Origin of the sequence: Veillonella sp. T34266-5 (genome assembly GCF_002959815.1) — a bacterium.
Taxonomy (GTDB): Bacteria; Bacillota; Negativicutes; order Veillonellales; family Veillonellaceae; genus Veillonella; species Veillonella atypica.
The window spans coordinates 13,052-34,347 of record NZ_PPCZ01000025.1; the positions used below are offsets into that span (position 1 = coordinate 13,052).

A 21,296-nucleotide genomic window follows, 5' to 3' on the forward strand; every position below is an offset into this window, starting at 1 on the left:
TAACGTATATTTTCTATGTGTTTAAGTATATCATGAACAGGCTATTTGGACAATTTAAACGGATTATTTGGATAGATTAGTTAATTCTGGTAATACAAGTTCAAAGGCGATACCATGTTTCATGGATTTTACGTTATCTACAGTAGCTTGGATTGATTTTGTAGTAAAATTCATCGCCAGTTGAGCAGCTTCATGAACTGTAAAACCACGCATGATGGCACCAGATAAAACAGATGTAAAAATATCGCCAGTTCCAGTAGCTTTCACAGGAATAAGAGGAACAGAGTATGTTATTACCGTATCAGTTGAACCTTCGTATACGGCAATCGTTGCATCTGTGTCGGAAGGTACGCTAGTCATGATAACGAGTTCAGGTCCCAATTGGTGTAGTTTTTTACACATGTCGTGCAATTCAGTATTTGAAATGGAATCGGTAGAGAATGGTTTATCTAATAAAAAACAAGCTTCTGTGTAATTGGGTTTTACAATATGAGCTCTAGAAATAAGATGGCGCATAGCTTTTACCATATCTGGCGTATATATAGAGTAGAGGCGTCCATCATCAGCCATGGCAGGGTCGACAATGACCATTTTATCTTTTCCGAAACGGTTAATTGCTTCTTCTACGAGGTGAATTTGCTCTGGTGAGGCTAAGAAACCACTGACGATGGCATTGAAATCAATTTCATTCTTTTCCCAACAATCCATAAATGCTGTTAAATGATCAGATAAATCAACGATTTCAAAATAAGGATATTCTAAATGGTTACTCAATACAGCTGTTGCTAATGGCACTGCTTGGCACCCAAGAGCGCTGATGATTGGTAGCATAACTGTTAGAGAGCAACGTCCGATGGAACTCATATCTTGTATAGTAAGTATTCTTGGTACTGTAGTCATAGGGACCTCCTCAATATAGTATACATGTATTGTACTGTATTCGTTAAAACCTGTAAAACGAGTGGAATAATAGAAAGCCCCTGTAATGCATGATATAATATGAAGAATAGATGAGTTTTTAATAGATGTAGTTTAAAAGAAATAAATAAAAAATAAAATATTTATTACAATATTAAATCTATACCTTTAAATTTAGAGTCATAATATAGTATAATAATATAGAAATTTTATTGTATGGAGGAGAATAGAATGGCAAGGTATGTTTTACGGCGCATAGGTAGCGCACTTGTTATACTGTGGGTAATTATTAGTATTACCTTCGTTTTAATGCATGCTATACCTGGTGGACCTTTTACAAGTGAGAAAAAATTACCACCTCAAGTGAAAGCCAGTATAGAGGCAAAATATCATTTAGATGATCCTTTATGGAAGCAATATGCTGATTATATAGGTGGTGTTGTTACAGGGGATTTGGGACCATCCTATAAATATGAAGGCCGCTCTGTAAATGATATTATAGGCGAATCATTTCCTGTATCAGCGCAATTGGGGTTACTAGCCCTTTGCGTTGCCGTTGTAGGGGGCATCGCAGCAGGTGCTATTAGCGCTATGCGTCCTAATAGCATAATAGATTATGCTATTACATTTATTTCCACATTAGGTATTTCGGTTCCTACCTTTATTATTGGTGCAGTTCTAGTATATGTGGTGGGGTTTGAACTGGGGTGGTTACCAGTGGCGATGTGGCGTGGCCCATCGTATATGATCTTACCGGTACTTACATTGGCGGCACAGCCTATGGCATTTATTGCGCGATTAACTCGTAGTGGTTTGCTTGATGTGTATCAACAGGAATATATTCGTACAGCTCGAGCAAAAGGCCTTGGTGCATGGAACATCTTAATTCGTCATGCTTTAGGTAATGCTATTTTACCTGTTATTACCTACATTGGGCCATTGGCTGCTAGTTTATTAACAGGTAGCTTTATTGTAGAAACAATTTTTGCCATTCCTGGTTTAGGTCAATATTTTGTAACATCTATTTATAATCGTGATTATACAGTTATTCTTGGTGTTACTGTGTTTTATAGTACTTTGATTGTAGTCTTGAATATTATTGTTGATATGATTTATCCGATTATCGACCCTCGGGTAACAACAGAGAAGGAGCGTGCGTAATGGATAGAAACGATTTTTTACCTATTGAACGCGATACGAATATTCGAGAATCCTCCTTTATGGTGCGTCCTAACTGGTGGCAACGATTTAAGGTGAATCGGTTGGCTGTAGTTGGTGCAGGCATTATAGCCGTTATGATTGTGTTGGCAATCATTGGCCCTATGATTTCGCCATATACTTATGCAGATCAATCCTTAGTAGATGCTAATCAAAGCCCTAGTTTATCACATTGGTTTGGTACAGATACATTAGGCCGTGATATTTATACTCGCGTTATGTATGGCGCGCGTATTTCTTTAACCATTGGTATCGTAGCAGCCTTATTAAATCTTGTAATCGGCGTTATTTATGGCGGTATTGCAGGTTACTTTGGTGGTAAAACGGATAGAATTATGATGGCCATCGTCGATGTATTGTACGGTATTCCATTATTGCTATACGTTATTTTATTAATGGTTGTTATTGGCCCCGGCCTTACATCGATTTTTATCGCATTGGGGATTGCGTATTGGCTCAATATGGCACGTATTGTACGCAGTCAAATTGTGAAAGTTCGTGAAGAGGAATATATTATTGCAGCAGAAACAATGGGGATTCCTAAATGGCGTATCTTATGGCGTCACATTCTGCCAAACTGTGTAGGTCCTATCATTATCACATTGACATTGGCGATTCCAGATGCCATCTTTACAGAAGCTTTTTTGAGCTTTATTGGTCTTGGTGTGAATGCACCGATGGCAAGTTGGGGTGTTTTGGCATCTGATGGGATTAGTAGTATGAGATCCTATCCATTCCAATTGATATTCCCTGCATTAGCAATTAGTGTTACTATGCTTGGATTCGTATTCTTAGGGGATGGATTGCGCAATGTATTTGATCCAAAGGAAGGGGATAGATGATGAATGATATATTAGTAGATGTACGAAATCTATCCATTACCATCGATACATTTAGAGGCCCTTTACGCATTATTCGCAATCAGGACATCATGCTTAGAAAAGGTGAGATTTTAGGCGTCGTTGGTGAATCCGGATGCGGTAAATCGGTCATGGTTAATTCATTGATGGGACTACTACCGGAAGGTCGTACTAAAATAAAATCAGAAAAATTCGAAATTGATGGTGAAGATTGTCAAGACTATGTGGAAGAAGACTGGAATGAATTGCGTGGTACCACGGTAGCCATGGTATTTCAGGATCCGATGACCGCATTGAATCCGATATTGACAATTGGTGAGCAAATTTATGAGGTGATTCATCGCAGCAATGCCTATGGTGATGATTATGATGAAAAGGCGATAGCTCTCGATTTGTTGAAAAAAATGGGCCTATCTACACCAGAAAAACGGTTAAACCAATATCCTCATGAATTGAGTGGCGGTATGCGTCAACGGGTATGTATTGCCATGGCTGTAGCAGGCCGTCCTAAAATCTTAATCTGTGATGAACCAACGACTGCACTGGATACAACAACAGAGGCACAAATTTTACGCCTTATGCAGACCTTAGCGGTAGAAGCGGGAATAGGCATTATATTTATTTCCCATAATTTACGTGTTATTGCACAATTATGTGATCGTGTTATGGTTATGTACGCTGGTAAATGTGTTGAGTCTGCGACGGTAGAGGATTTATTTAATGACCCACGTCATCCTTATACAATTGGTCTGTTAATGTCCTTACCGCAGGGAAAATGGCATGGTGAATTAAAGGCCATTGAAGGACAACCGCCAGATTTGTATGAATTACCTCGTGGATGTGCCTTTAATCCGCGTTGTAAGTGGGCGATGCGCATATGTGGAAAACGTATACCTATGGTATCCAATGTTGGGAATAATCATGAGTATACATGTTGGTTAGCAAAGTTGGAGGGACTTTAATGGGATATATTTGGGAAACAGACAATCTCGTTAAAAATTTTACCCTTTCTGGCGGATTGTTTAGACCAAAACAAACGGTACATGCATTACAAGGTGTTAGCCTTTACCAAGAGGAAGGCGAAACATTAGGTATTGTTGGTGAGTCAGGATGTGGTAAATCTACGTTTGGGTATACCTTGATGGGCGTACATCAAGCCACATCAGGTTCTATTTATATGAATGGAATTGAAGTAAATCCATATATTCATAAAGATATAACGAGGGATATGATGCAAATGGTATTCCAAAATCCATATGCATCTCTTAATCCAAGATTAAAAATTAATACAATATTAGAAGAGCCATTAGAATTAAATCCTAATTATACACCTCGAGATCGTGTGATTCGTGTTAAAGAGGTGTTAGAACAGGTAGGCCTAGATATGTCTTTTGGTGAACGGTACGCTCATGAATTATCTGGTGGGCAACGGCAAAGAATTGGCATTGCACGGGCACTCATTATGGAGCCTAAATGCATCATTCTTGATGAACCTATTTCTGCACTAGATGTGTCTATACAGGTTCAGATTATGACGTTGTTAGAGCGATTACAGGCTTTACATGGCATTTCTTATCTCTTTATTTCACATGATTTACCTATGGTCCGTTACATTAGTCATCGCATGGTGGTCATGTATTTAGGGGCTGTTATGGAAGAGGGGCCTGCTCTTGATATTTACGAGTTCCCTCAACATCCGTATTCAAAGGCTCTTACGCAGATGGTTGGTGAAGTGGTTCCGCGTGCTCCAATTGGAGCCCCACTGCGAGGAGAACCGGCGAGTCCTCTACATCCACCTAAGGGTTGTTTATTTAGTGATCGTTGTCCAGATGTCGAACGTAGATGTCTAGAAGAACGACCACCTCTCCGTGAATGGGCGGATAGAAGAATTGCATGTTGGCATATTTAATGGGGTAAATAATGGAACAGTTAATCGTAGGGAAATCCTTAGAAATACAATTGGCAGCTTTACTTGATACGTTGCCTATAGATGCCACTGTATCCTATATGGTAACGCGTCTGAATGAAGGGGAGGAGGCTACTATAGTAGCTTCTTCTAAGGAAACGATTGTCCATACTGGTGCTAGTATGGTAAAAACGCTGATTTTGGAATATGTATTTCATCTAGCAGCACAAGAACAACTCGATCTTAATGATACAATTGCATTGAGTCGGAGCCCTCGTGTTGAGGGGGCTGGCGCCTTGATGGAATTGGTGGGGAATCATAGCTTTAGTTATTTAGAGCTATGTCGATTGATGATGGTACTCAGTGATAATTGGGCTACTAATCTATTGATGCAAGCCTTGGGCATGGAAAATATCAATGCTAGAGCTGAACAACTAGGGCTTGAACATTTTGAAATCAATCGTATGATGATGGATTTTACAGCGGCAAAAGAAAATCGAGAGAACTATATTACCGCTATGGATATGGCTGTATTGTTACATCATATTTATGAATTGCGTCATACCATATATGGCCATGAGATGTGGAATATTCTGGGACGTCAACAGTTCAGAGATATACTGCCATTTCATTGGGGGGAAGATGTAGTATTCCATCATAAAACGGGTTCGTTAGATCGTGTTGAACATGATGCGGGCATTATAGAAACGATGAATGGAGATTTTTGTTTTGTTTTATTAATGAGTCATTTAGATAATGATAAGGCAAAACAACTAGGAGCTCAGATGGGGCTCATTATGAAAGAATTTGTAGAGGATGCATTACCATGATGGATAAACGTAAATTGCTTAAGCTCGTGGTACTAGCCTTTGGCGTAAGTATACTGCTACTCGTCTTTGGATATACTAACGGGCCTAAGATTGTTGATGAGCATACGATACGATATGTATTGGAACAGGAACCATCAACACTGGATCCGGCTAAGTCTAGTACGTCACCTGAGGCGACTGTTCAATTACAGTTATTTGATGGCTTGGTTCGTTTAGATGATAAAGGCGAACCAGAGGCTGCCATAGCAAAGAGTTGGACTATGTCAGATGATGGTACAACATATACATTCCATTTGAGACCTAATTTGAAGTGGTCTAATGGAGAACCATTAACAGCTCATGATTTTGAGTATGCTTGGAAAAGAACCTTGGATCCGGATACAGGCGCAGATAACGCTTATATGTTATATGTAATTAAGAATGGCGAAGCTTTCAATAATGGCAAAGCCGATAGAGATGATGTTGGTGTAGAAGCAGTTGATGACGATACATTAGTTGTTACCTTAGAACATCCAACAGCGTATTTCTTAAAATTATTGGCCTCTCATGGCTATTATCCGGTGAATAAAAAAACTGTAGAAAATAATGAAAATTGGGGCAATAATGCGGAAACAATTGTTTCTAATGGACCTTATAAATTGTTGAGTTGGCAACATAATGGAGAACTCAATTTTGTCAAAAATGAAAACTATTGGGATGCTGATGAAGTTGTAACAAAAACGATGAATTGGCCGATTAGTGAATCTCAAAGTACACGCCTTACCCTCGTTGAAGGTGGCGAAGCGGACATGATGGTAGAACCTCCGGTAGCAGATCAACAACGGTTAGAAGAAGCTGGTTTATTGCACATCGGCCCTATGCTTGGTAACTATTATTACCTATTTAATGTGAAAGCAGAACCTTTTACCAATCCTGATGTACGTAAAGCCTTTTCCATGGTTATTAATCGTAAGGAAATCGTAAAGAACATCGTAAAGGGTGGTAAGGAAGAAGCCTATGCATTTGTTCCATATGGTATGCTTGAAAGCAATGGAACTGATGATTTCCGTGAAGCCGGTAGTTATCTTGTATATGAAGATGTAGAGCAAGCTAAGGAATTGATAAAAGAGGCTGGTTATGATGAAAATCATCCATTGCCACCAATTACGATTTTGTATAATACGAGTGAAATGCATAAAGCGATAGCAGAAGCCATTCAAGCAACATGGCATAAAGCATTTGGCGCTGATGTACGATTGCAAAATCAAGAGACTAAGGTATTCCTTGCCAATCGCGAGGCTGGTAAATATCAAGTGGCTCGTGCATCCTGGGTTGCTGATTATGGGGACCCACAAAACTTCTTAGAAGTATTCTCTGCTGAAGATAATGACAGCCAGTATCATAGTGAAGAATATAATGAGCTTATCGCTCGTATTCGTAGTACCCCAGATAGTGCAGAACGTGATGCATTGATGCATAAAGCAGAACGCATGATTTTTGATGAATCCTTAGTGATGCCGTTGTACTTTACGACACAACCATATGTATCTAATGGAACTATTCAAAACTATTTCTGGACGGTACTTGGTCAAGTAGACTTTAAAAAAGCATATAAATAAGATACACTAAAGACGTACAATTTGTACGTCTTTTTTGTATTTTACGATTTATGTATGGTCGTTTATAGTTACTATTAGTACATGACCTTGTAAACAATGCTATATATGTGAGGAATTATGGAGTGGAAGTATCCAAGGTGTTTAAAAAAAGGTATGACTATCGGGTGTATAGCCCCCGCGAGTAGTAGTGATGAGTCTTTAGATGCGATACAACAGATATGCCATGAACATGGTTATCAGATTATATTTGGTGAATCTTGTTATCGCACTGGCTTGTATGGGGGCAGCCCTGAGGAGCAGGCACAAGAGTTTGAATGGATGATGACTGCTGCCCCATGTGATGCGGTATTAGCGTTACGTGGCGGGTATGGTACGATGCGCTATATTGATCGCATTGACTACACCGCTATACGTGAATATGGAAAGCCATTTATTGGCTATAGTGATTGTACAGCGTTACACATGGCTATCAATCGCTATAGTCGCCTCGTAACCTACCACGGTCCGATGGGGGTAGATTTTACTAGAGCTCGTAACGAAGACATACATCATTTATTTGAAACCTTAGAAGGGCGACTTCGCGTCATCGAACCTTTACCAGAGCCTCCGCGAGGCGCAATTGGTACAGAACTAGGGGACGGCATATTGCGCGGTGGCAATATGACTATGCTTTCTATGCTGTGTGGCACACCTTATTTCTTAGAGGATGATAGCATAGAGGATACGATTTTATTTATAGAGGATGTTGGTGAGGCACCATATAAACTAGATCGTATGTTACAACAATGGAGATTATCCGGCTTGTTAAGTCGGATAAAGGGGATGATGATTGGCACCTTTACCGATTGCGAAGGGGATGAGGACGAATCTGATTACGACATAGGTTATGAAGCTCTTCGATATATGGAAGAAAATAGAGCGGTACATCTATCCGATCCCTTTGTATGCTATGTGCCAACGGGACATGGTACACCGCATCAGACCTTGCCATTAGGTGGGCATGTTCATTTTCGATATATTTCTAATACAATCGTATTATCGCCTTATACAGAACAACGTACATTATAAGGCGGCATGAGGATGGATATATGAATTTAAAGAACCGAGAAATTCAAGCGTGTACCATAATTGATGGTATACAAGATGAGTTGAAATCGATTTCGTTATTTTTACATAACAACCCTGAATTAGGTCAACAGGAGGTGCGTGCTGTACAAACAATTAGCCGTTATATGGAGCAACATGGCTTTGATACGACCGTAGGGCTAACGAAATGCCCTGAATTGCGTACCGCTATACGAAGTGATATAGGATTAGATCGTTTGCATAAAATGGCTTTTTTAGGTGAATATGATGCACTGCCTGAATTAGGTCATGGGTGTGGGCATAACTTAATCGCCATCATGAGCATGGGTGCCGCTATAGCGTTTAGTCAAACCGCTCGCGATACATGGGGAACAACATTTTTTGGATGCCCAGCCGAGGAGACCATTGGTGGCAAGGTGTTTATGGCTAATGAAGGGCTTTTTAATGACTATGATGGGGCTCTCATCATTCATCCAGGCGGAGAGAATGAGGTGGGCGGTACCTCGCTGGCTACCCATCCTCTAGAGGTAACCTTTCATGGACGGTCATGCCATATTGCATCTTTGACTGACTCTGGAATTAATGCGTTAGATTGTGCTGTTGATTTATATCAATCTATTAAAATGATGAAACAAGATATCTTTCCCAAAGGGGCTGTCGTAGGTGTCATATTTACTCAGGCTGGCACTGCACCTAATGTGGTAACCGATAAGGCTACATTACGAATGACAGTACGTGGCGCTACTGTATCTGATTTAGAAGATATTATTTTACCAGCTATTAAAGCAGAGACTAATCGCATTGCTACAAGCTATGGTGCCACCGTGGATATGCATCACTATGAACCTTTATTTAAGGATATGAGGCAAGATGAACGTTTAGTATCCTTGTTTGATGAGGTGATGACTGAGTTTGGTGAAAGCCCACGAAAATTACCACCCGATGAGGCCGATGGCAGTACCGATGTAGGAAATGTATCCTATGAAGTGCCTACGGCGCAGCCTACTTTGAATATAGGGAATCAGTTAGAAGCACATACCCCTGAGTTTGCTTGTGCTGCAGGGTCTCCTTATGGATTGGACCAAGCTATTAAAGGTGCTAAGATTATGGCCGTTGTTGCCTTGCGTTATGCGGAATCATTAGAAGTGTAAATTTTGACATATCTAGTGTAATCAAGGTACAATAAATATATTAATTAGTGTGAACTAAGCCGTCTTATTTAGACGGCTTTTATTCCGATGGAGATAGATAATGAGTGTATTAACAGTATCCCATGTGACTCATGGCTTTGGGGCACGACAAATATTAGATGATGCATCGTTTCGACTGTTAAAGGGGGAACATGTAGGTTTAATAGGTGCTAATGGAGAAGGTAAATCTACCTTCTTAAACATCATTACCGGCAAACTACCACCAGATGAAGGCAAAATAGAGTGGTCTAATCAAGTAACAGTAGGTTACTTAGACCAGCATGCAGTACTCGAAAAGGGCATGACAATTCGCGATGTATTACAACGTGCCTTTGATGATTTGTATGTTATGGAGTCAAAGATCAATGATGCATACAATAAAATGGGTGATGTATCAGAAGATGAAATGAACCGTCTCTTAGAACAAGTCGGTGAATGGCAAGAAATCTTAGAACAACGTGGGTTCTACGAGATTGATGCGGTCATTGAACGAACTGCACAAGGTTTAGGTCTTATGGATATTGGTTTGGAGCGTGATGTATCTGAGCTAAGTGGTGGTCAACGTACGAAGGTTTTGTTGACGAAACTATTATTAGAAAAGCCGACCATATTGCTATTAGACGAACCAACAAACTATTTAGATGTAGAACATATTTATTGGTTGCAAAACTATTTGCAAAATTACGAGAATGCATTCATTCTAATCTCTCATGATATGGAATTTTTAAACTCCGTAGTCAATGTCATCTATCACATTGAGCAAGCTGTCCTTACTCGATATACGGGGGATTATCATCAGTTCCAAGCTTCTTATGAAGTTCAAAAGGCACAAGCGCGTAAGGCTTACGAACGACAACAACAAGAAATTGAGCGTATGGAGGATTTCATTCAACGCAATAAGGCACGTGTGGCTACGCGCGGTATGGCAAATTCCCGTGCTAAACGGTTAGAAAAAATGGAAATCCTTGAAAAACCGAAGGAATATATCAAACCATCCTTTGGCTTTAAAGAAGGTCGTACACCTAGTCGTTTTATTGTTGAAGCCTTTGGCCTTGAGATTGGTTATGACGAACCGCTCACAAGACCTGTAGACTTTCAAATTGAACGAAACAAAAAAATCGCTATTCGCGGTGTCAATGGTTTAGGTAAGACCACATTATTAAAGACCATTTTAGGACTGTTGAAACCTGTCAGCGGTGAATTAGTGAAGGGTGATTTCCTCGAAGTAGGTTATTTTGCTCAAGAGGATGCACCATCTAATTCAGAAACTGCGTTAGACTATATTTGGAATGAATATCCGGCTATGACGAATGCCGAAGTTCGTGCAGCACTAGCGCGATGCGGATTGACGAACGAACACATTACATCTCAAATGCGTGTCCTATCCGGTGGAGAAAATGCAAAGGTGCGACTCTGCAAATTGATGCAGAAGAAATATAATGTTCTTGTTCTTGATGAACCGACAAATCATTTGGATATCTATGCTAAGGACGAATTGGCACGGGCATTGCGTGAATTTAAGGGAACCATTGTTCTCGTTAGTCATGAACCGGAATTCTATGAAGGTTGGGTTACCGATATTTGGAATATAGAGGATTGGACAACGAAAATCGTTTAGGAGGGCCTATGAATCAACTTGCGAAAGAAGGTATAGAACAGTTTTTACGTGCTCTATCCGTTGATACAAAGGCGCCAGAGTTAGAAAAAACACCGACCCGTGTAACAGAATTATATGAAGATCTGTTTTCTGGTGTCGGAAAAGAGACAAAGGAACTCTGGGGGGAACTGTTTTCTACGGACTACAATGGTTTGGTAGCCGTTACAGACATTCCATTTTATTCAATGTGTGAACACCATCTATTGCCATTTTTTGGTACAGTAGATGTGATATATCAACCACATAGTGGTTGTGTAGCTGGCTTAAGTAAGTTTAATGATGTAATTACGGTGTTAAGTAGAAAGCCACAATTACAGGAACGCTTGACTCGAGAAATCGCTGATGCTATAGAACGTGATTTATCAGCAGAAGGTGTTTTTGTACGTCTTAAAGCAACACAATTATGTATGTTGATGAAAGGGACTTTGCAACAAGGCTCGCAAGTTGTTACTATAGAAAGTAGAGGCCTATTAAGGGAGGCTGGCTCTTTGCGAGATGAAGCATTGGCTATGTTAGGAGGCACAAATGTATAAACGTAGACAATATACTTGGAGTGATGGAAAATCATTACGCTTATTTGACCATACATTAATTATGGGAATCTTAAATGGCACACCAGATTCTTTTTCTGATGGCGGATTGCATAATACACCAGAAGCAGCAGTTACATGGACTAAACAAATGATTCAAGATGGGGCTGATGTCATCGATTTAGGTGTTGAATCTACACGCCCTGGATGCACTCCATTGAGTGCGGATGAAGAAATTGAACGCCTTAGCGTACTACTGGATCCTGTATTAGAAGCATCTTCTGTTCCGGTGTCCATTGATACATACCATGCAAAAACTGCAGATTATGCATTCTCTAAAGGGGCGCATATTCTAAATGATATATGGGGATTGCATTATGATCCTGATATGGCAGCTGTAGCAGCAAAATATCGTGTACCAGTCATCATTATGCATAATAGCAATGATACAAATTATGATGACATCATTGAAGATATGAAAGCTTATTTTTTCTCGGCTGTTGATAAAGCGTTAAAAGAAGGTGTACAACCACAAAATATTTGGCTCGACCCAGGTATTGGATTTGGCAAAACCGAGGAACAAAACATTGAGGTATTACAACGTTTAGGCGAAATTACAGCTTATGAATATCCGGTGTTATTGGCACCTAGTCGAAAACGCTTTATAGGTTCAATGCTCGGTGGTTTACCTCCAGAAGAACGCGATGAAGGGACTGTTGCTGCTTGTATTACAGGGGTATTCCAAGGGATTGATATGGTTCGCGTGCATAATGTATTGATGCATAAACGAGCTCTAGCTGTAGCAGACGGATTGTTGCGGGGCGAATAAGGAGTTTACTATGGATAAAATCATATTAAAGAATATGGCTTTTTATGGGTATCATGGTAATTTAGATTCTGAAAAATCACAAGGTCAACGATTCTACGTAGATGTTGAAATCAAGACTGATTTAACAAAACCAGGTCAAACGGATGTGTTAGAGGATTCTATCAACTATGTTGAGGTTTACGACATGGTAGCTTCCATTATGACTGGTGAAAGTTGTAATCTCTTAGAACATATAGGAGCATTGATTGCCGATACATTGTATCAACACTTTCAAGGTATTATCGGCCTTAGTGTAGCCGTACGAAAACCGTCTGTGCCGATAGCTGGTGTATTAGATTATGTAGAGGTTGTAACGACTCGAGGTCAAATTTAATGTATACATACTATATTAGTGTAGGTTCTAATATAGGAAATCGCCGTCAGTTTATTGATGATGCATATCATGCACTTTCTATACATCCAGAGGTGCATAGCATTACCAGTTCAACTATTATTGAAACAGAGCCATGGGGCTATACAGAACAAGATGTGTTTTTAAACGCTGTTTGGCGTGTATCTAGCTCATTAGAACCTCACGATTTACTCGATGTCTTACAGTCATTAGAGTGTGAGGCTCAACGTAAGAGGGATATTCATTGGGGACCGAGAACACTTGATCTAGATATTGTATATGCCCTATCGGATGATGGTGCGTGTATGTATATCAATGATGCTCGATTAGTGATTCCTCATCCCTATTTTTGGGATAGACTATTTGTTTTGGAGCCCTTGTTGGAGCTAGATAAAGAGTTTACATATAATGGAGAATCCATAGATGATAGGATTCGAACATTAAAGATATAATATGAGATGTGTATTCATAAGGGGTTAAAATGAATGCAAAACGACTGGGCTTTATCATTGTTGCCATTCTTTTAATGGGGTTATCCTATTGGGCAATGTCAATGGTTAATGATGATGTAAAGTCTGTGAAAGTTGATCCAGAACAGCATACATTAATGGTTACATCGAACGATGCCATTATATCGAAGCGACTGTTGGCGATGAAGCAAATCGGTGACAATGTATATTTTTTAGGTTATGAAGGTTATGGTATTTATAATGTAAGGGATAATACCATTCGCCTTAATGCAGTTCAATTTAAGGGAACACATATTGATCCAGGACAACTAAAAAACTATCAAAAGGGCGTGCGCCATGTTGAGAATATAAGTAGTTTTCGGGATTTTACAGCTGAAGAACAGCATAACTTTACCGATATGTTAAATGCTACGGATAAGGGGGCTCATTATATAGAGCCTTATTATCAATCAGGTTATGAATCATCTCTCATCGATTTGGATACATCGTTTTTTATCACAAATAATGTAAAGTCACTTAAACAAAAAGATGCTAAAATATATATATTGGATGGTTCAGGATTTATCATTATTGATCAATCGAAACAAGAAATTCAGGGATATTTTAATACTCGTATTCTGGGAGAAGGAACGAAAGGGATTCCAGATAGCTTGAAAGGCTATTATGGTTCTCAATTTATACGAATCTATGCATTAAATAAAATAAATCCAGATGATTTGACTATTTTATGGAATATGCGTAAACAATATGTAGAGAAAAATAAAATTGATGTACAAGGCGAGAATTTATTTCCTTTAGAATTATCTGACGTACATCAGTAGGAGGCCCTTATGAAATTACGTAAAGTAGGTATTATCGGAACTGGACATGTAGGCTCGCATGTAGCCTTTTCTTTAGCTTTGCAAGGCGAAGTTGATGAGTTATATATGATGGATATTGATGAAAAGAAGGCTAAAGCACAGGCTATGGATGTTAATGATGCGGTTAGTTATATTCCTCATCGTGTAACGGCTACATCTGGTCCGATTGAAGAATGTGGTGATTGTGACATTCTTGTTTTTAGTGCAGGTCCACTACCTAATTTATATCAAGATCGCCTAGAAAGCCTTGGTGATACAATCGCAGTACTAAAGGATGTTATTCCTCGAATTAAAGCATCTGGATTTAAGGGCTTTATTATTTCTATATCTAATCCAGCAGATGTAGTGGCTACGTATTTATGTAAACATTTAGATTGGAATCCAAAGCGCATTATTTCGTCAGGTACAGCCCTAGATTCTGCAAGATTGCAAAAAGAGTTAGCTCATATATTCGATATTAGCAATCGAACTATTACTGCTTATTGCATGGGTGAGCATGGCGCAAGTGCTATGGTGCCATGGTCCCATGTGTATGTACAAGGCAAGCCGTTAGTAGAATTGCAAAAAGAATTGCCTCATAGATTTCCAGAACTAGATTATAAACAAGTTTTAGATGATGTTAAAATTGGTGGATATCATGTGTTGGCAGGCAAAGGCTCTACGGAATTTGGTATAGCAAGTGCCACCACAGAGTTAATTCGATCTGTATTCCATGATGAGAAAAAAGTATTGCCATGTTCTTGTTATTTAGATGGGCAATACGGGGAAACAGGCGTTTTTGCATCCACACCTGCTGTCATTGGCAAGGATGGCATAGAAGATGTTCTTGAATTACAAATGACAGAGGATGAATTGGCTTTATTTAAAAAATCCTGTGCGGTTATTAGAGAATATGCAAAAAAAGCAGAAACTATGTAATGTACCTTAAATATATTTTAAAATAAATCTACTTTTATACAATTTTCTACCTATAATTTCCTAGGGGTTCTGTGGTATAATTTGTTATTATGTATATAGTTAATACTATTTTTGGGGGCGCTACATGAAACAATCTGAACATCGTGAAAAACCGATAAAGCGTAGACGGGTGCAACGAAATCGACGCGCTGAAGATCGTAAGATTGTCATTATGTGGGTGAAACGCATTGCAGTTGCAGTAATGGTTATGCTTTTACTTGGACAAGCATATCGCTTAGTAGCTATATATCAAGAAAAACAACATATTGAACAACAATTGCAAGAATTGCAACAAAGAAATGATGAATTAGAACAAGAAAAAGCAAAGCTACAAGATCCTAAGAATATTGAAAATGTAGCACGTGAGCAATTAGGCCTCGTTAAACCAGGTGAAGTGCCATATGTAAAATGATCTTGTCATCATTGGTGTAGTTTTAGTTTATATTTTGAGGTTTTATTAGGAGGTTGCATGGCAATCGAAGTTGGTAGCGTTTTAAACGGTACAGTTTCCGGTATTACAAAGTTTGGTGCTTTTATCGATTTAGGTGATAAACAAACAGGTTTAGTTCATATTTCAGAAGTAGCTCATGGCTATGTAGAGGATATTAACGATGTACTAAAAGTACAAGATGCAGTGAAGGTAAAGGTCTTATCTGTAGATGGTAGTAAAATTGGTCTTTCCATTCGTCAAACTCAAGAAAAACCACAAGTAGAGGAACGCCGTCCAGAGCGCCGTGTACAAAGTCGACAAAGTGCAGAGTCTTTTGAGGCAAAGATGAAATCATTCTTGCGTGATAGCAACGAGCGATTACATGATTTAAAACGCAATACAGAAGGTAAACGTGGTGGCCGTGGCGGTCGTCGCGATTAAAATAAAGAGATGGTTTCGGCCATCTCTTTGTGCATATACTTTAAAATTGCAATTATAGTGGGTAATTCATAGAGGGATAATAAGGAGGGGCGACTATGAAAGCTGCTATTATCGATGTAGGTTCTAATTCTATTCGATTATTACTAGGAACTTATACAGATGGTCAATGGCATAACGAACCAAAGCGGTTATGGACAACGCGATTAGGCAAACGAAATGAAGATGGATCGTTAACGACAGAATCGATGGATGCATCTTATAAAGCGTTTTCTGAAATAGCCACTCTAGCGAAAGATTATGGCGTAGACCATTGTCTTGCATTTGCAACGAGTGCCGTTCGAGAAGCATCAAATGGCATTGCGTTTATGGAGCAAGCCATGACATATTGCTCCATGACGTATCGTATCTTAAGTGGTGATGAAGAAGCAGTTTATGGATTTAAAGGCGCTTTACAAGATCGTTTAGCTGACGGATTACATTATGCAACCATTGATATTGGCGGTGGTAGTACTGAGTTGGCGCTCGGTTCTAAAGATAGCATCTATTGGAGTCGCTCCTATCCGATTGGTGCGGTACGCCTTAGACCTCTTTCGGATGAAGGCCCTCAACGAGTATGGGAAGAAACACGGTTTTTATGGGACCCCATGATGATAGAAGGTACGTTCGGTGATTTCATTGGTATCGGAGGTACTATTACAACCTTAGCGGCTATTGATTTAAAAATGACAGAATATGATGGCCATAAAATTCAAGGTCATAAGCTTTCTAGAGAATGTATAGAAGGCATTATCTTACAACTGCGCTATATGAGCCGTGATGAGCGTTTACATGTACCAGGACTACAGCCTGGGCGTGCAGATATTATTGTAAGTGGTGCAGAAATACTAACATCATTTATGGATGCTTATGAGGTGCCTCATATTTTTGTAAGTGAACAAGATGGTATGGAAGCATTACAACAAGAATTGATTACAAGTTATGATGAGACAGCACAGTAAATCGACTCCTAAACAAATCAAACAACTCCATAGAATGGTTAATAAGACATTAAAAGATTTCAATTTATTTCCATGTGAGGCACGAATCTTAGTTGCTTGTTCAGGGGGCCCAGATTCTATGGTCTTATTAAATGTTTTGCAATATGTAAAGGTACATAGAAAAGCACGGTGGACTATTGGCGTTACTACTATGGATCATTCTATTCGCAGAGAAAGCCTAAGTGAATTGCAAATGGTTGCATCCTATTGTAATAAGAACAATTTGCCATTTTGGGGTGTTAAAAAGGATATTCCCACTATAGCCGGGGAGCGAAAGGAGTCGTTAGAGACTGTTGGCCGATGTGAGCGCTATAAGTGGTTCAATGAATTAGCTGAGCGTGAACATTATGATTATATTGTCACTGCTCATCATAAGGATGATCAAGGGGAAACCATTTTAGCACACATATTGCGCGGGTCTGGTATCAAAGGTATTACCGGCATGTCTGTGATAAGTCATGATTACACTGTTCCTATAGTTAGACCTCTATTGGCGGTTACAAAAAATGAAATACTAGAATATGCTCGTTTGCAGGATATTGAATATTGCGTGGATGCGTCTAATGAAGATGTGAAATATAATAGAAACCGCATTCGTCATGAGGTAATTCCTACGTTACAAACAATTAATCCCAATGTAGTAGATGCCTTATGTAGATTGGGTGATATTGCTCAAGTTGATGAGGCGTATCTTAATGGTGAAAGCCAGCGCTTGTTTATACAATTAGTACAATCTGTAGATAATGGATTTCAGGTATCCAGGCGTCGTATGCGGGCAGTACCGCTCGCTATGCAGCGGCGATTGTGGCAATTGATGATACCCAGTGTTTCATTATCCCTAGCGCATCAAGAACAATTGGCCCATATCATACGTACGGGGGAAGCTAAAACTTTCACCATACAAAAAGTTACAATTAACGCGCAATGTGATACAATACTTGTATATTGCAAACATTAGATATAGATCCGGGAGGTCTTATATATGCATCAAGATGTAAAAGAAATTTTATATTCTCAAGAACAATTAGCAACTCGCATTCGTGAGTTAGGTGCTGAGATTAGCAAAGATTATGCTAATGAATCTGTTGTATTAGTCGGCGTTTTGAAAGGCGCTATAGTTTTCTATACCGATTTAGCTCGCACCATCGATGATTCAGTAGATGTATCATTCGATTTTATTTCTTGCTCTAGTTACGGTGATGGTACAACAAGTACTGGTGTGGTCCGTATTTTAAAAGATTTAGATCGTTCCGTAGAAGATAAAAATGTACTCGTTGTAGAAGATATCGTAGATACGGGCACAACCCTTCACTATTTATTGGATAATTTGAAGGCTCGCGGCGCTAAGAGTGTTCGACTTGTTGCCCTTCTTAATAAACCAGAACGCCGTAAAATGGATGTAGATGTCGATTATGTAGGCTTTACAGTTCCAGATTATTTTGTTGTTGGTTATGGCCTTGATTATGCTGAACAATATCGTCAATTACCATATATTGGTATTTTGAAAGAATCTGTTTACCAATAAGGGTGTAATATATTTATAACTAAATAATGGCGAGTATTTGTTCGCCTTATATGGTATAATATAATAATGCATATCATTATGCATTATTAGGTTATACATTACATGTGAAAGGAGTAATTTTTTGAGTCAATTTAGTAAAAAACTCGTCCTTTACTTACTTATCATTGCAATTGCCGTTTTCGCTATAGATTCTCTTGCAGGGCAGAATACTAATAAGGCCGAAATGAGTTATACCGGTTTTGTTCAACAGGTACAACAAAAAAAGGTTGAATCTGTAACGATTACAAATGACCATGGAATCAAAGGGAAATTAAAAAATGGTACAGATTTTGTGTCCTATGCTCCATCTGATGATACGTTGATCAAAACGTTGACAGATAATGGTGTTGAGATTACTGCTGCACCACCTGAACAACCTTCTTGGTGGGTTAGTTTATTAGGCTCCGCGATTCCTATTATTATCCTTGTGGTTGTGTTCTTCTTTATTATGCAACAAACCCAAGGTGGTGGCGGTCGTGTAATGAACTTTGGCAAAAGTCGTGCTAAGATGATGGGCGATGGTAATGTAAAGGTTAAATTTAGCGATGTAGCTGGTGCCGAAGAGGCAAAACAAGAATTGACAGAGGTTGTAGAATTCTTGAAGGACCCAGGTAAATTTACAAGTATTGGTGCAACCATTCCGAAAGGTGTCTTGTTAGCAGGACCTCCAGGCACAGGTAAGACCTTATTAGCTAAGGCTGTAGCCGGTGAAGCCGGTGTTCCATTCTTTACCATTTCCGGTTCCGATTTCGTAGAAATGTTTGTCGGTGTCGGTGCATCTCGCGTGCGTGATTTATTTGGTCAAGCAAAGAAAAATGCGCCTTGTATCATTTTTATCGATGAAATTGATGCGGTAGGTCGTCAACGTGGTGCTGGCCTTGGTGGCGGTCACGATGAACGTGAACAAACGCTAAACCAATTACTTGTTGAAATGGATGGCTTTGGTGCCAATGAAGGCATCATTACTCTTGCAGCAACTAACCGACCAGATATTTTGGACCCTGCATTATTGCGTCCTGGCCGCTTTGATAGACAAGTTGTTGTTGGACGTCCAGATCTTCATGGTCGTGAAGCAATCCTTAAGGTTCATGCACGTAATAAACCATTGTCAGATGATGTAGACTTAAAAACGATTGCGAAAAAGACACCTGGCTTTACTGGTGCTGATTTGAGCAATTTGTTAAACGAAGCTGCATTGTTAGCTGCGCGCTTAAATAAAAAGGTTATCACCATGGCTGAATTGGAAGAAGCCAGTGAAAAGGTTAGCATGGGCCCTGAACGCCGCAGTCACATTGTGAGCGAAAAGGATCGCAAATTGACCGCTTATCATGAATCTGGTCATGCTATCGTGGCTCATTTATTGCCACATGCAAACCCTGTTCATAAAGTAACGATTATTCCACGCGGTTATGCTGGTGGTTATACAATGATGTTACCTAAAGAGGAACATGATTATAAGACTAAAGCACAACTATTGGCGGACATACGCGTAGCACTTGGTGGTCGTATTGCAGAGGCTCTTGTACTTGGCGATATCAGTACGGGCGCATCTGGTGATTTACAAAGTGTAACGAATACGGCACGTTCTATGGTTACTCGTTGGGGGATGAGCGATACGTTGGGACCAATTGTATTTGGTGAACAACAAGAGCAAGTATTCCTCGGCAAAAATATTGGTCATGAACGCAACTATAGTGAAGAAGTTGCAAGTAAGATCGATGTTGAAATTCATCATATTGTAGATGAAGCATATCGCGATGTAGAACAACTCTTAACAGATAACATGGATTTCTTACACAATATGGCAAAGGCTTTATTAGAAGAAGAAACTATTGATGCTAAGGCAGTTGAAAACCTTCATAAATATGGTACTACTAAGGCTCCTGATGAAACAGAAGCGCCTACAGCAAGTCATATGGATGCGGTGATTTCCATGCCTAATGCTACTGAAGAAACTAAGACAAGCTCTACAGAATCTGATGTACAATCTTAATACATAATGGCTTATAGGACAAAAAGTGTGTGTGAAAACCCTTATAACACTAGATATTTACTAGTGTTATAAGGGTTTAATCTTTTTCTGGAGAAGTTTGAGGGTGGACAAAAAGTGTGGGTGAAAACATCAATTAACCCTTGTAATTACTGATTAAAATGAGGTTATATCTTCCTATATATAAACAAATATGGAGGAAGAGTTTATGCGACAAATAAAATGTCCTGATTGTAATGAAAAATGTATTAAACATGGTGTTTTAAAATCTGGTTCTCAACGTTGGTTTTGTAAACATTGTAAGGTGGCATTTACCGTTAAAATTAATAATTTAAGTAAAGAGTTAAACCTATTCTTGAGTTGGTTATTCAGCACCGATATTCAAGCTGATATGCCTGGTAAAGGTCGTACATTCAGGCGTAAAACCGCTAAGTTTTGGTCTATATGGCCATTGCCTCCAAAAGTGGAAGAAGTACATGATGTGGTATATCTTGATGGAATTTACTTAGCTAGGAATTTATGTGTGTTGATTTG

23 protein-coding genes are annotated in these 21,296 nt (G+C 39.2%); 22 read left to right on the forward strand and 1 reads right to left on the reverse strand.

Annotated features, from left to right (window positions below; all coding sequences use genetic code 11):
* Positions 1 to 63: 63 nt before the first annotated feature.
* Entirely contained in the window at positions 64 to 900 is an 837-nt protein-coding gene (locus tag VIHSUH07_RS09240; RefSeq protein WP_005376645.1) for a pyridoxamine kinase, read from the reverse strand.
* A 249-nt stretch (positions 901 to 1,149) separates the two neighbouring features.
* Between VIHSUH07_RS09240 and VIHSUH07_RS09245 the strand changes: the two genes are divergently transcribed.
* The 22 genes from VIHSUH07_RS09245 to VIHSUH07_RS09350 form a co-directional block, all read left to right on the forward strand.
* The gene (locus VIHSUH07_RS09245; protein WP_105084722.1) at positions 1,150 to 2,079 is read left to right on the forward strand and encodes an ABC transporter permease; all 930 of its coding nucleotides are present in this window, start codon (positions 1,150 to 1,152) and stop codon (positions 2,077 to 2,079) included.
* Positions 2,079 to 2,978 (forward strand): ABC transporter permease, encoded by a 900-nt coding sequence (locus VIHSUH07_RS09250; protein WP_105084723.1) that lies wholly within the window; start codon positions 2,079 to 2,081, stop codon positions 2,976 to 2,978. The genes VIHSUH07_RS09245 and VIHSUH07_RS09250 overlap by 1 nt, the downstream gene beginning before the upstream one ends.
* Positions 2,975 to 3,958 (forward strand): ABC transporter ATP-binding protein, encoded by a 984-nt coding sequence (locus VIHSUH07_RS09255; protein ID WP_005376596.1) that lies wholly within the window; start codon positions 2,975 to 2,977, stop codon positions 3,956 to 3,958. Before VIHSUH07_RS09250 ends, VIHSUH07_RS09255 begins: the two co-directional genes overlap by 4 nt.
* Complete coding sequence (locus tag VIHSUH07_RS09260) at positions 3,958 to 4,905, forward strand: oligopeptide/dipeptide ABC transporter ATP-binding protein (RefSeq protein ID WP_005376591.1); 948 nt, start codon at positions 3,958 to 3,960, stop codon at positions 4,903 to 4,905. Before VIHSUH07_RS09255 ends, VIHSUH07_RS09260 begins: the two co-directional genes overlap by 1 nt.
* Before the next feature lie 11 nt (positions 4,906 to 4,916).
* Positions 4,917 to 5,732, forward strand: coding sequence for a serine hydrolase (locus tag VIHSUH07_RS09265; RefSeq protein ID WP_105084724.1), 816 nt, complete (start codon positions 4,917 to 4,919; stop codon positions 5,730 to 5,732).
* Positions 5,729 to 7,330 carry a peptide ABC transporter substrate-binding protein gene (locus VIHSUH07_RS09270; protein ID WP_105084725.1) on the forward strand — a complete coding sequence of 534 codons (1,602 nt, stop codon included), beginning with the start codon at positions 5,729 to 5,731 and terminating at the stop codon, positions 7,328 to 7,330. The genes VIHSUH07_RS09265 and VIHSUH07_RS09270 overlap by 4 nt, the downstream gene beginning before the upstream one ends.
* Before the next feature lie 117 nt (positions 7,331 to 7,447).
* Entirely contained in the window at positions 7,448 to 8,398 is a 951-nt protein-coding gene (locus VIHSUH07_RS09275; RefSeq protein WP_105084726.1) for a S66 peptidase family protein, read from the forward strand.
* A 20-nt stretch (positions 8,399 to 8,418) separates the two neighbouring features.
* The gene (locus VIHSUH07_RS09280; protein ID WP_105084727.1) at positions 8,419 to 9,567 is read left to right on the forward strand and encodes an amidohydrolase; all 1,149 of its coding nucleotides are present in this window, start codon (positions 8,419 to 8,421) and stop codon (positions 9,565 to 9,567) included.
* A gap of 100 nt (positions 9,568 to 9,667) precedes the next feature.
* Complete coding sequence (locus VIHSUH07_RS09285) at positions 9,668 to 11,224, forward strand: ABC-F family ATP-binding cassette domain-containing protein (protein ID WP_105084728.1); 1,557 nt, start codon at positions 9,668 to 9,670, stop codon at positions 11,222 to 11,224.
* 8 nt (positions 11,225 to 11,232) lie between these two features.
* A complete protein-coding gene (folE, locus tag VIHSUH07_RS09290) occupies positions 11,233 to 11,796 on the forward strand; it encodes a GTP cyclohydrolase I (protein ID WP_105084729.1) in 564 nt (187 codons plus the stop codon).
* Positions 11,789 to 12,622: a dihydropteroate synthase gene (gene folP / locus VIHSUH07_RS09295; protein ID WP_005379818.1), complete on the forward strand. Its 834-nt coding sequence runs from the start codon at positions 11,789 to 11,791 to the stop codon at positions 12,620 to 12,622. The genes folE and folP overlap by 8 nt, the downstream gene beginning before the upstream one ends.
* Positions 12,623 to 12,632: 10 nt before the next feature.
* Positions 12,633 to 12,995: a dihydroneopterin aldolase gene (gene folB, locus VIHSUH07_RS09300; protein WP_005379804.1), complete on the forward strand. Its 363-nt coding sequence runs from the start codon at positions 12,633 to 12,635 to the stop codon at positions 12,993 to 12,995.
* The gene (gene folK / locus VIHSUH07_RS09305; RefSeq protein ID WP_105084730.1) at positions 12,995 to 13,465 is read left to right on the forward strand and encodes a 2-amino-4-hydroxy-6-hydroxymethyldihydropteridine diphosphokinase; all 471 of its coding nucleotides are present in this window, start codon (positions 12,995 to 12,997) and stop codon (positions 13,463 to 13,465) included. Before folB ends, folK begins: the two co-directional genes overlap by 1 nt.
* Before the next feature lie 29 nt (positions 13,466 to 13,494).
* Positions 13,495 to 14,304: a hypothetical protein gene (locus tag VIHSUH07_RS09310; RefSeq protein WP_105084731.1), complete on the forward strand. Its 810-nt coding sequence runs from the start codon at positions 13,495 to 13,497 to the stop codon at positions 14,302 to 14,304.
* Between the two features lie 9 nt (positions 14,305 to 14,313).
* Positions 14,314 to 15,261, forward strand: a complete 948-nt coding sequence (locus tag VIHSUH07_RS09315) for an L-lactate dehydrogenase (protein ID WP_105084732.1) — start codon at positions 14,314 to 14,316, stop codon at positions 15,259 to 15,261.
* Positions 15,262 to 15,385: 124 nt separating this feature from the next.
* The gene (locus VIHSUH07_RS09320) at positions 15,386 to 15,712 is read left to right on the forward strand and encodes an FtsB family cell division protein (protein WP_005379832.1); all 327 of its coding nucleotides are present in this window, start codon (positions 15,386 to 15,388) and stop codon (positions 15,710 to 15,712) included.
* A 57-nt stretch (positions 15,713 to 15,769) separates the two neighbouring features.
* Positions 15,770 to 16,171 carry a S1 domain-containing RNA-binding protein gene (locus VIHSUH07_RS09325; RefSeq protein ID WP_005379830.1) on the forward strand — a complete coding sequence of 134 codons (402 nt, stop codon included), beginning with the start codon at positions 15,770 to 15,772 and terminating at the stop codon, positions 16,169 to 16,171.
* A gap of 95 nt (positions 16,172 to 16,266) precedes the next feature.
* A complete protein-coding gene (locus VIHSUH07_RS09330) occupies positions 16,267 to 17,169 on the forward strand; it encodes a Ppx/GppA phosphatase family protein (protein ID WP_105084733.1) in 903 nt (300 codons plus the stop codon).
* Between the two features lie 34 nt (positions 17,170 to 17,203).
* Positions 17,204 to 18,166: a tRNA lysidine(34) synthetase TilS gene (gene tilS, locus VIHSUH07_RS09335; protein WP_105084735.1), complete on the forward strand. Its 963-nt coding sequence runs from the start codon at positions 17,204 to 17,206 to the stop codon at positions 18,164 to 18,166.
* A gap of 24 nt (positions 18,167 to 18,190) precedes the next feature.
* Positions 18,191 to 18,733, forward strand: a complete 543-nt coding sequence (gene hpt, locus VIHSUH07_RS09340; protein ID WP_005376588.1) for a hypoxanthine phosphoribosyltransferase — start codon at positions 18,191 to 18,193, stop codon at positions 18,731 to 18,733.
* Between the two features lie 121 nt (positions 18,734 to 18,854).
* On the forward strand, positions 18,855 to 20,765 hold the full coding sequence (ftsH, locus tag VIHSUH07_RS09345) for an ATP-dependent zinc metalloprotease FtsH (protein ID WP_105084734.1): 1,911 nt from the start codon (positions 18,855 to 18,857) through the stop codon (positions 20,763 to 20,765).
* A 205-nt stretch (positions 20,766 to 20,970) separates the two neighbouring features.
* A partial coding sequence (locus VIHSUH07_RS09350) for a transposase-like zinc-binding domain-containing protein (protein ID WP_441351381.1) occupies positions 20,971 to 21,296 on the forward strand: 326 nt, incomplete at its 3' end.

Excerpts from the sequence above, each read along its gene's own strand:
- VIHSUH07_RS09280 (WP_105084727.1), top strand. The coding sequence starts at position 8,419 with ATGAATTTAAAGAACCGAGAAATTCAAGCGTGTACCATAATTGATGGT.
- VIHSUH07_RS09245 (WP_105084722.1), top strand. The coding sequence starts at position 1,150 with ATGGCAAGGTATGTTTTACGGCGCATAGGTAGCGCACTTGTTATACTG.
- folE (WP_105084729.1), top strand. The coding sequence starts at position 11,233 with ATGAATCAACTTGCGAAAGAAGGTATAGAACAGTTTTTACGTGCTCTA.
- VIHSUH07_RS09285 (WP_105084728.1), top strand. The coding sequence starts at position 9,668 with ATGAGTGTATTAACAGTATCCCATGTGACTCATGGCTTTGGGGCACGA.
- VIHSUH07_RS09325 (WP_005379830.1), top strand. The coding sequence starts at position 15,770 with ATGGCAATCGAAGTTGGTAGCGTTTTAAACGGTACAGTTTCCGGTATT.
- VIHSUH07_RS09315 (WP_105084732.1), top strand. The coding sequence starts at position 14,314 with ATGAAATTACGTAAAGTAGGTATTATCGGAACTGGACATGTAGGCTCG.
- VIHSUH07_RS09250 (WP_105084723.1), top strand. The coding sequence starts at position 2,079 with ATGGATAGAAACGATTTTTTACCTATTGAACGCGATACGAATATTCGA.
- VIHSUH07_RS09260 (WP_005376591.1), top strand. The coding sequence starts at position 3,958 with ATGGGATATATTTGGGAAACAGACAATCTCGTTAAAAATTTTACCCTT.
- folB (WP_005379804.1), top strand. The coding sequence starts at position 12,633 with ATGGATAAAATCATATTAAAGAATATGGCTTTTTATGGGTATCATGGT.
- folP (WP_005379818.1), top strand. The coding sequence starts at position 11,789 with ATGTATAAACGTAGACAATATACTTGGAGTGATGGAAAATCATTACGC.
- VIHSUH07_RS09265 (WP_105084724.1), top strand. The coding sequence starts at position 4,917 with ATGGAACAGTTAATCGTAGGGAAATCCTTAGAAATACAATTGGCAGCT.
- VIHSUH07_RS09330 (WP_105084733.1), top strand. The coding sequence starts at position 16,267 with ATGAAAGCTGCTATTATCGATGTAGGTTCTAATTCTATTCGATTATTA.
- hpt (WP_005376588.1), top strand. The coding sequence starts at position 18,191 with ATGCATCAAGATGTAAAAGAAATTTTATATTCTCAAGAACAATTAGCA.
- VIHSUH07_RS09240 (WP_005376645.1), bottom strand. The coding sequence starts at position 900 with ATGACTACAGTACCAAGAATACTTACTATACAAGATATGAGTTCCATC.
- VIHSUH07_RS09270 (WP_105084725.1), top strand. The coding sequence starts at position 5,729 with ATGATGGATAAACGTAAATTGCTTAAGCTCGTGGTACTAGCCTTTGGC.
- VIHSUH07_RS09255 (WP_005376596.1), top strand. The coding sequence starts at position 2,975 with ATGATGAATGATATATTAGTAGATGTACGAAATCTATCCATTACCATC.
- tilS (WP_105084735.1), top strand. The coding sequence starts at position 17,204 with ATGGTTAATAAGACATTAAAAGATTTCAATTTATTTCCATGTGAGGCA.
- VIHSUH07_RS09310 (WP_105084731.1), top strand. The coding sequence starts at position 13,495 with ATGAATGCAAAACGACTGGGCTTTATCATTGTTGCCATTCTTTTAATG.
- VIHSUH07_RS09320 (WP_005379832.1), top strand. The coding sequence starts at position 15,386 with ATGAAACAATCTGAACATCGTGAAAAACCGATAAAGCGTAGACGGGTG.
- VIHSUH07_RS09275 (WP_105084726.1), top strand. The coding sequence starts at position 7,448 with ATGGAGTGGAAGTATCCAAGGTGTTTAAAAAAAGGTATGACTATCGGG.
- folK (WP_105084730.1), top strand. The coding sequence starts at position 12,995 with ATGTATACATACTATATTAGTGTAGGTTCTAATATAGGAAATCGCCGT.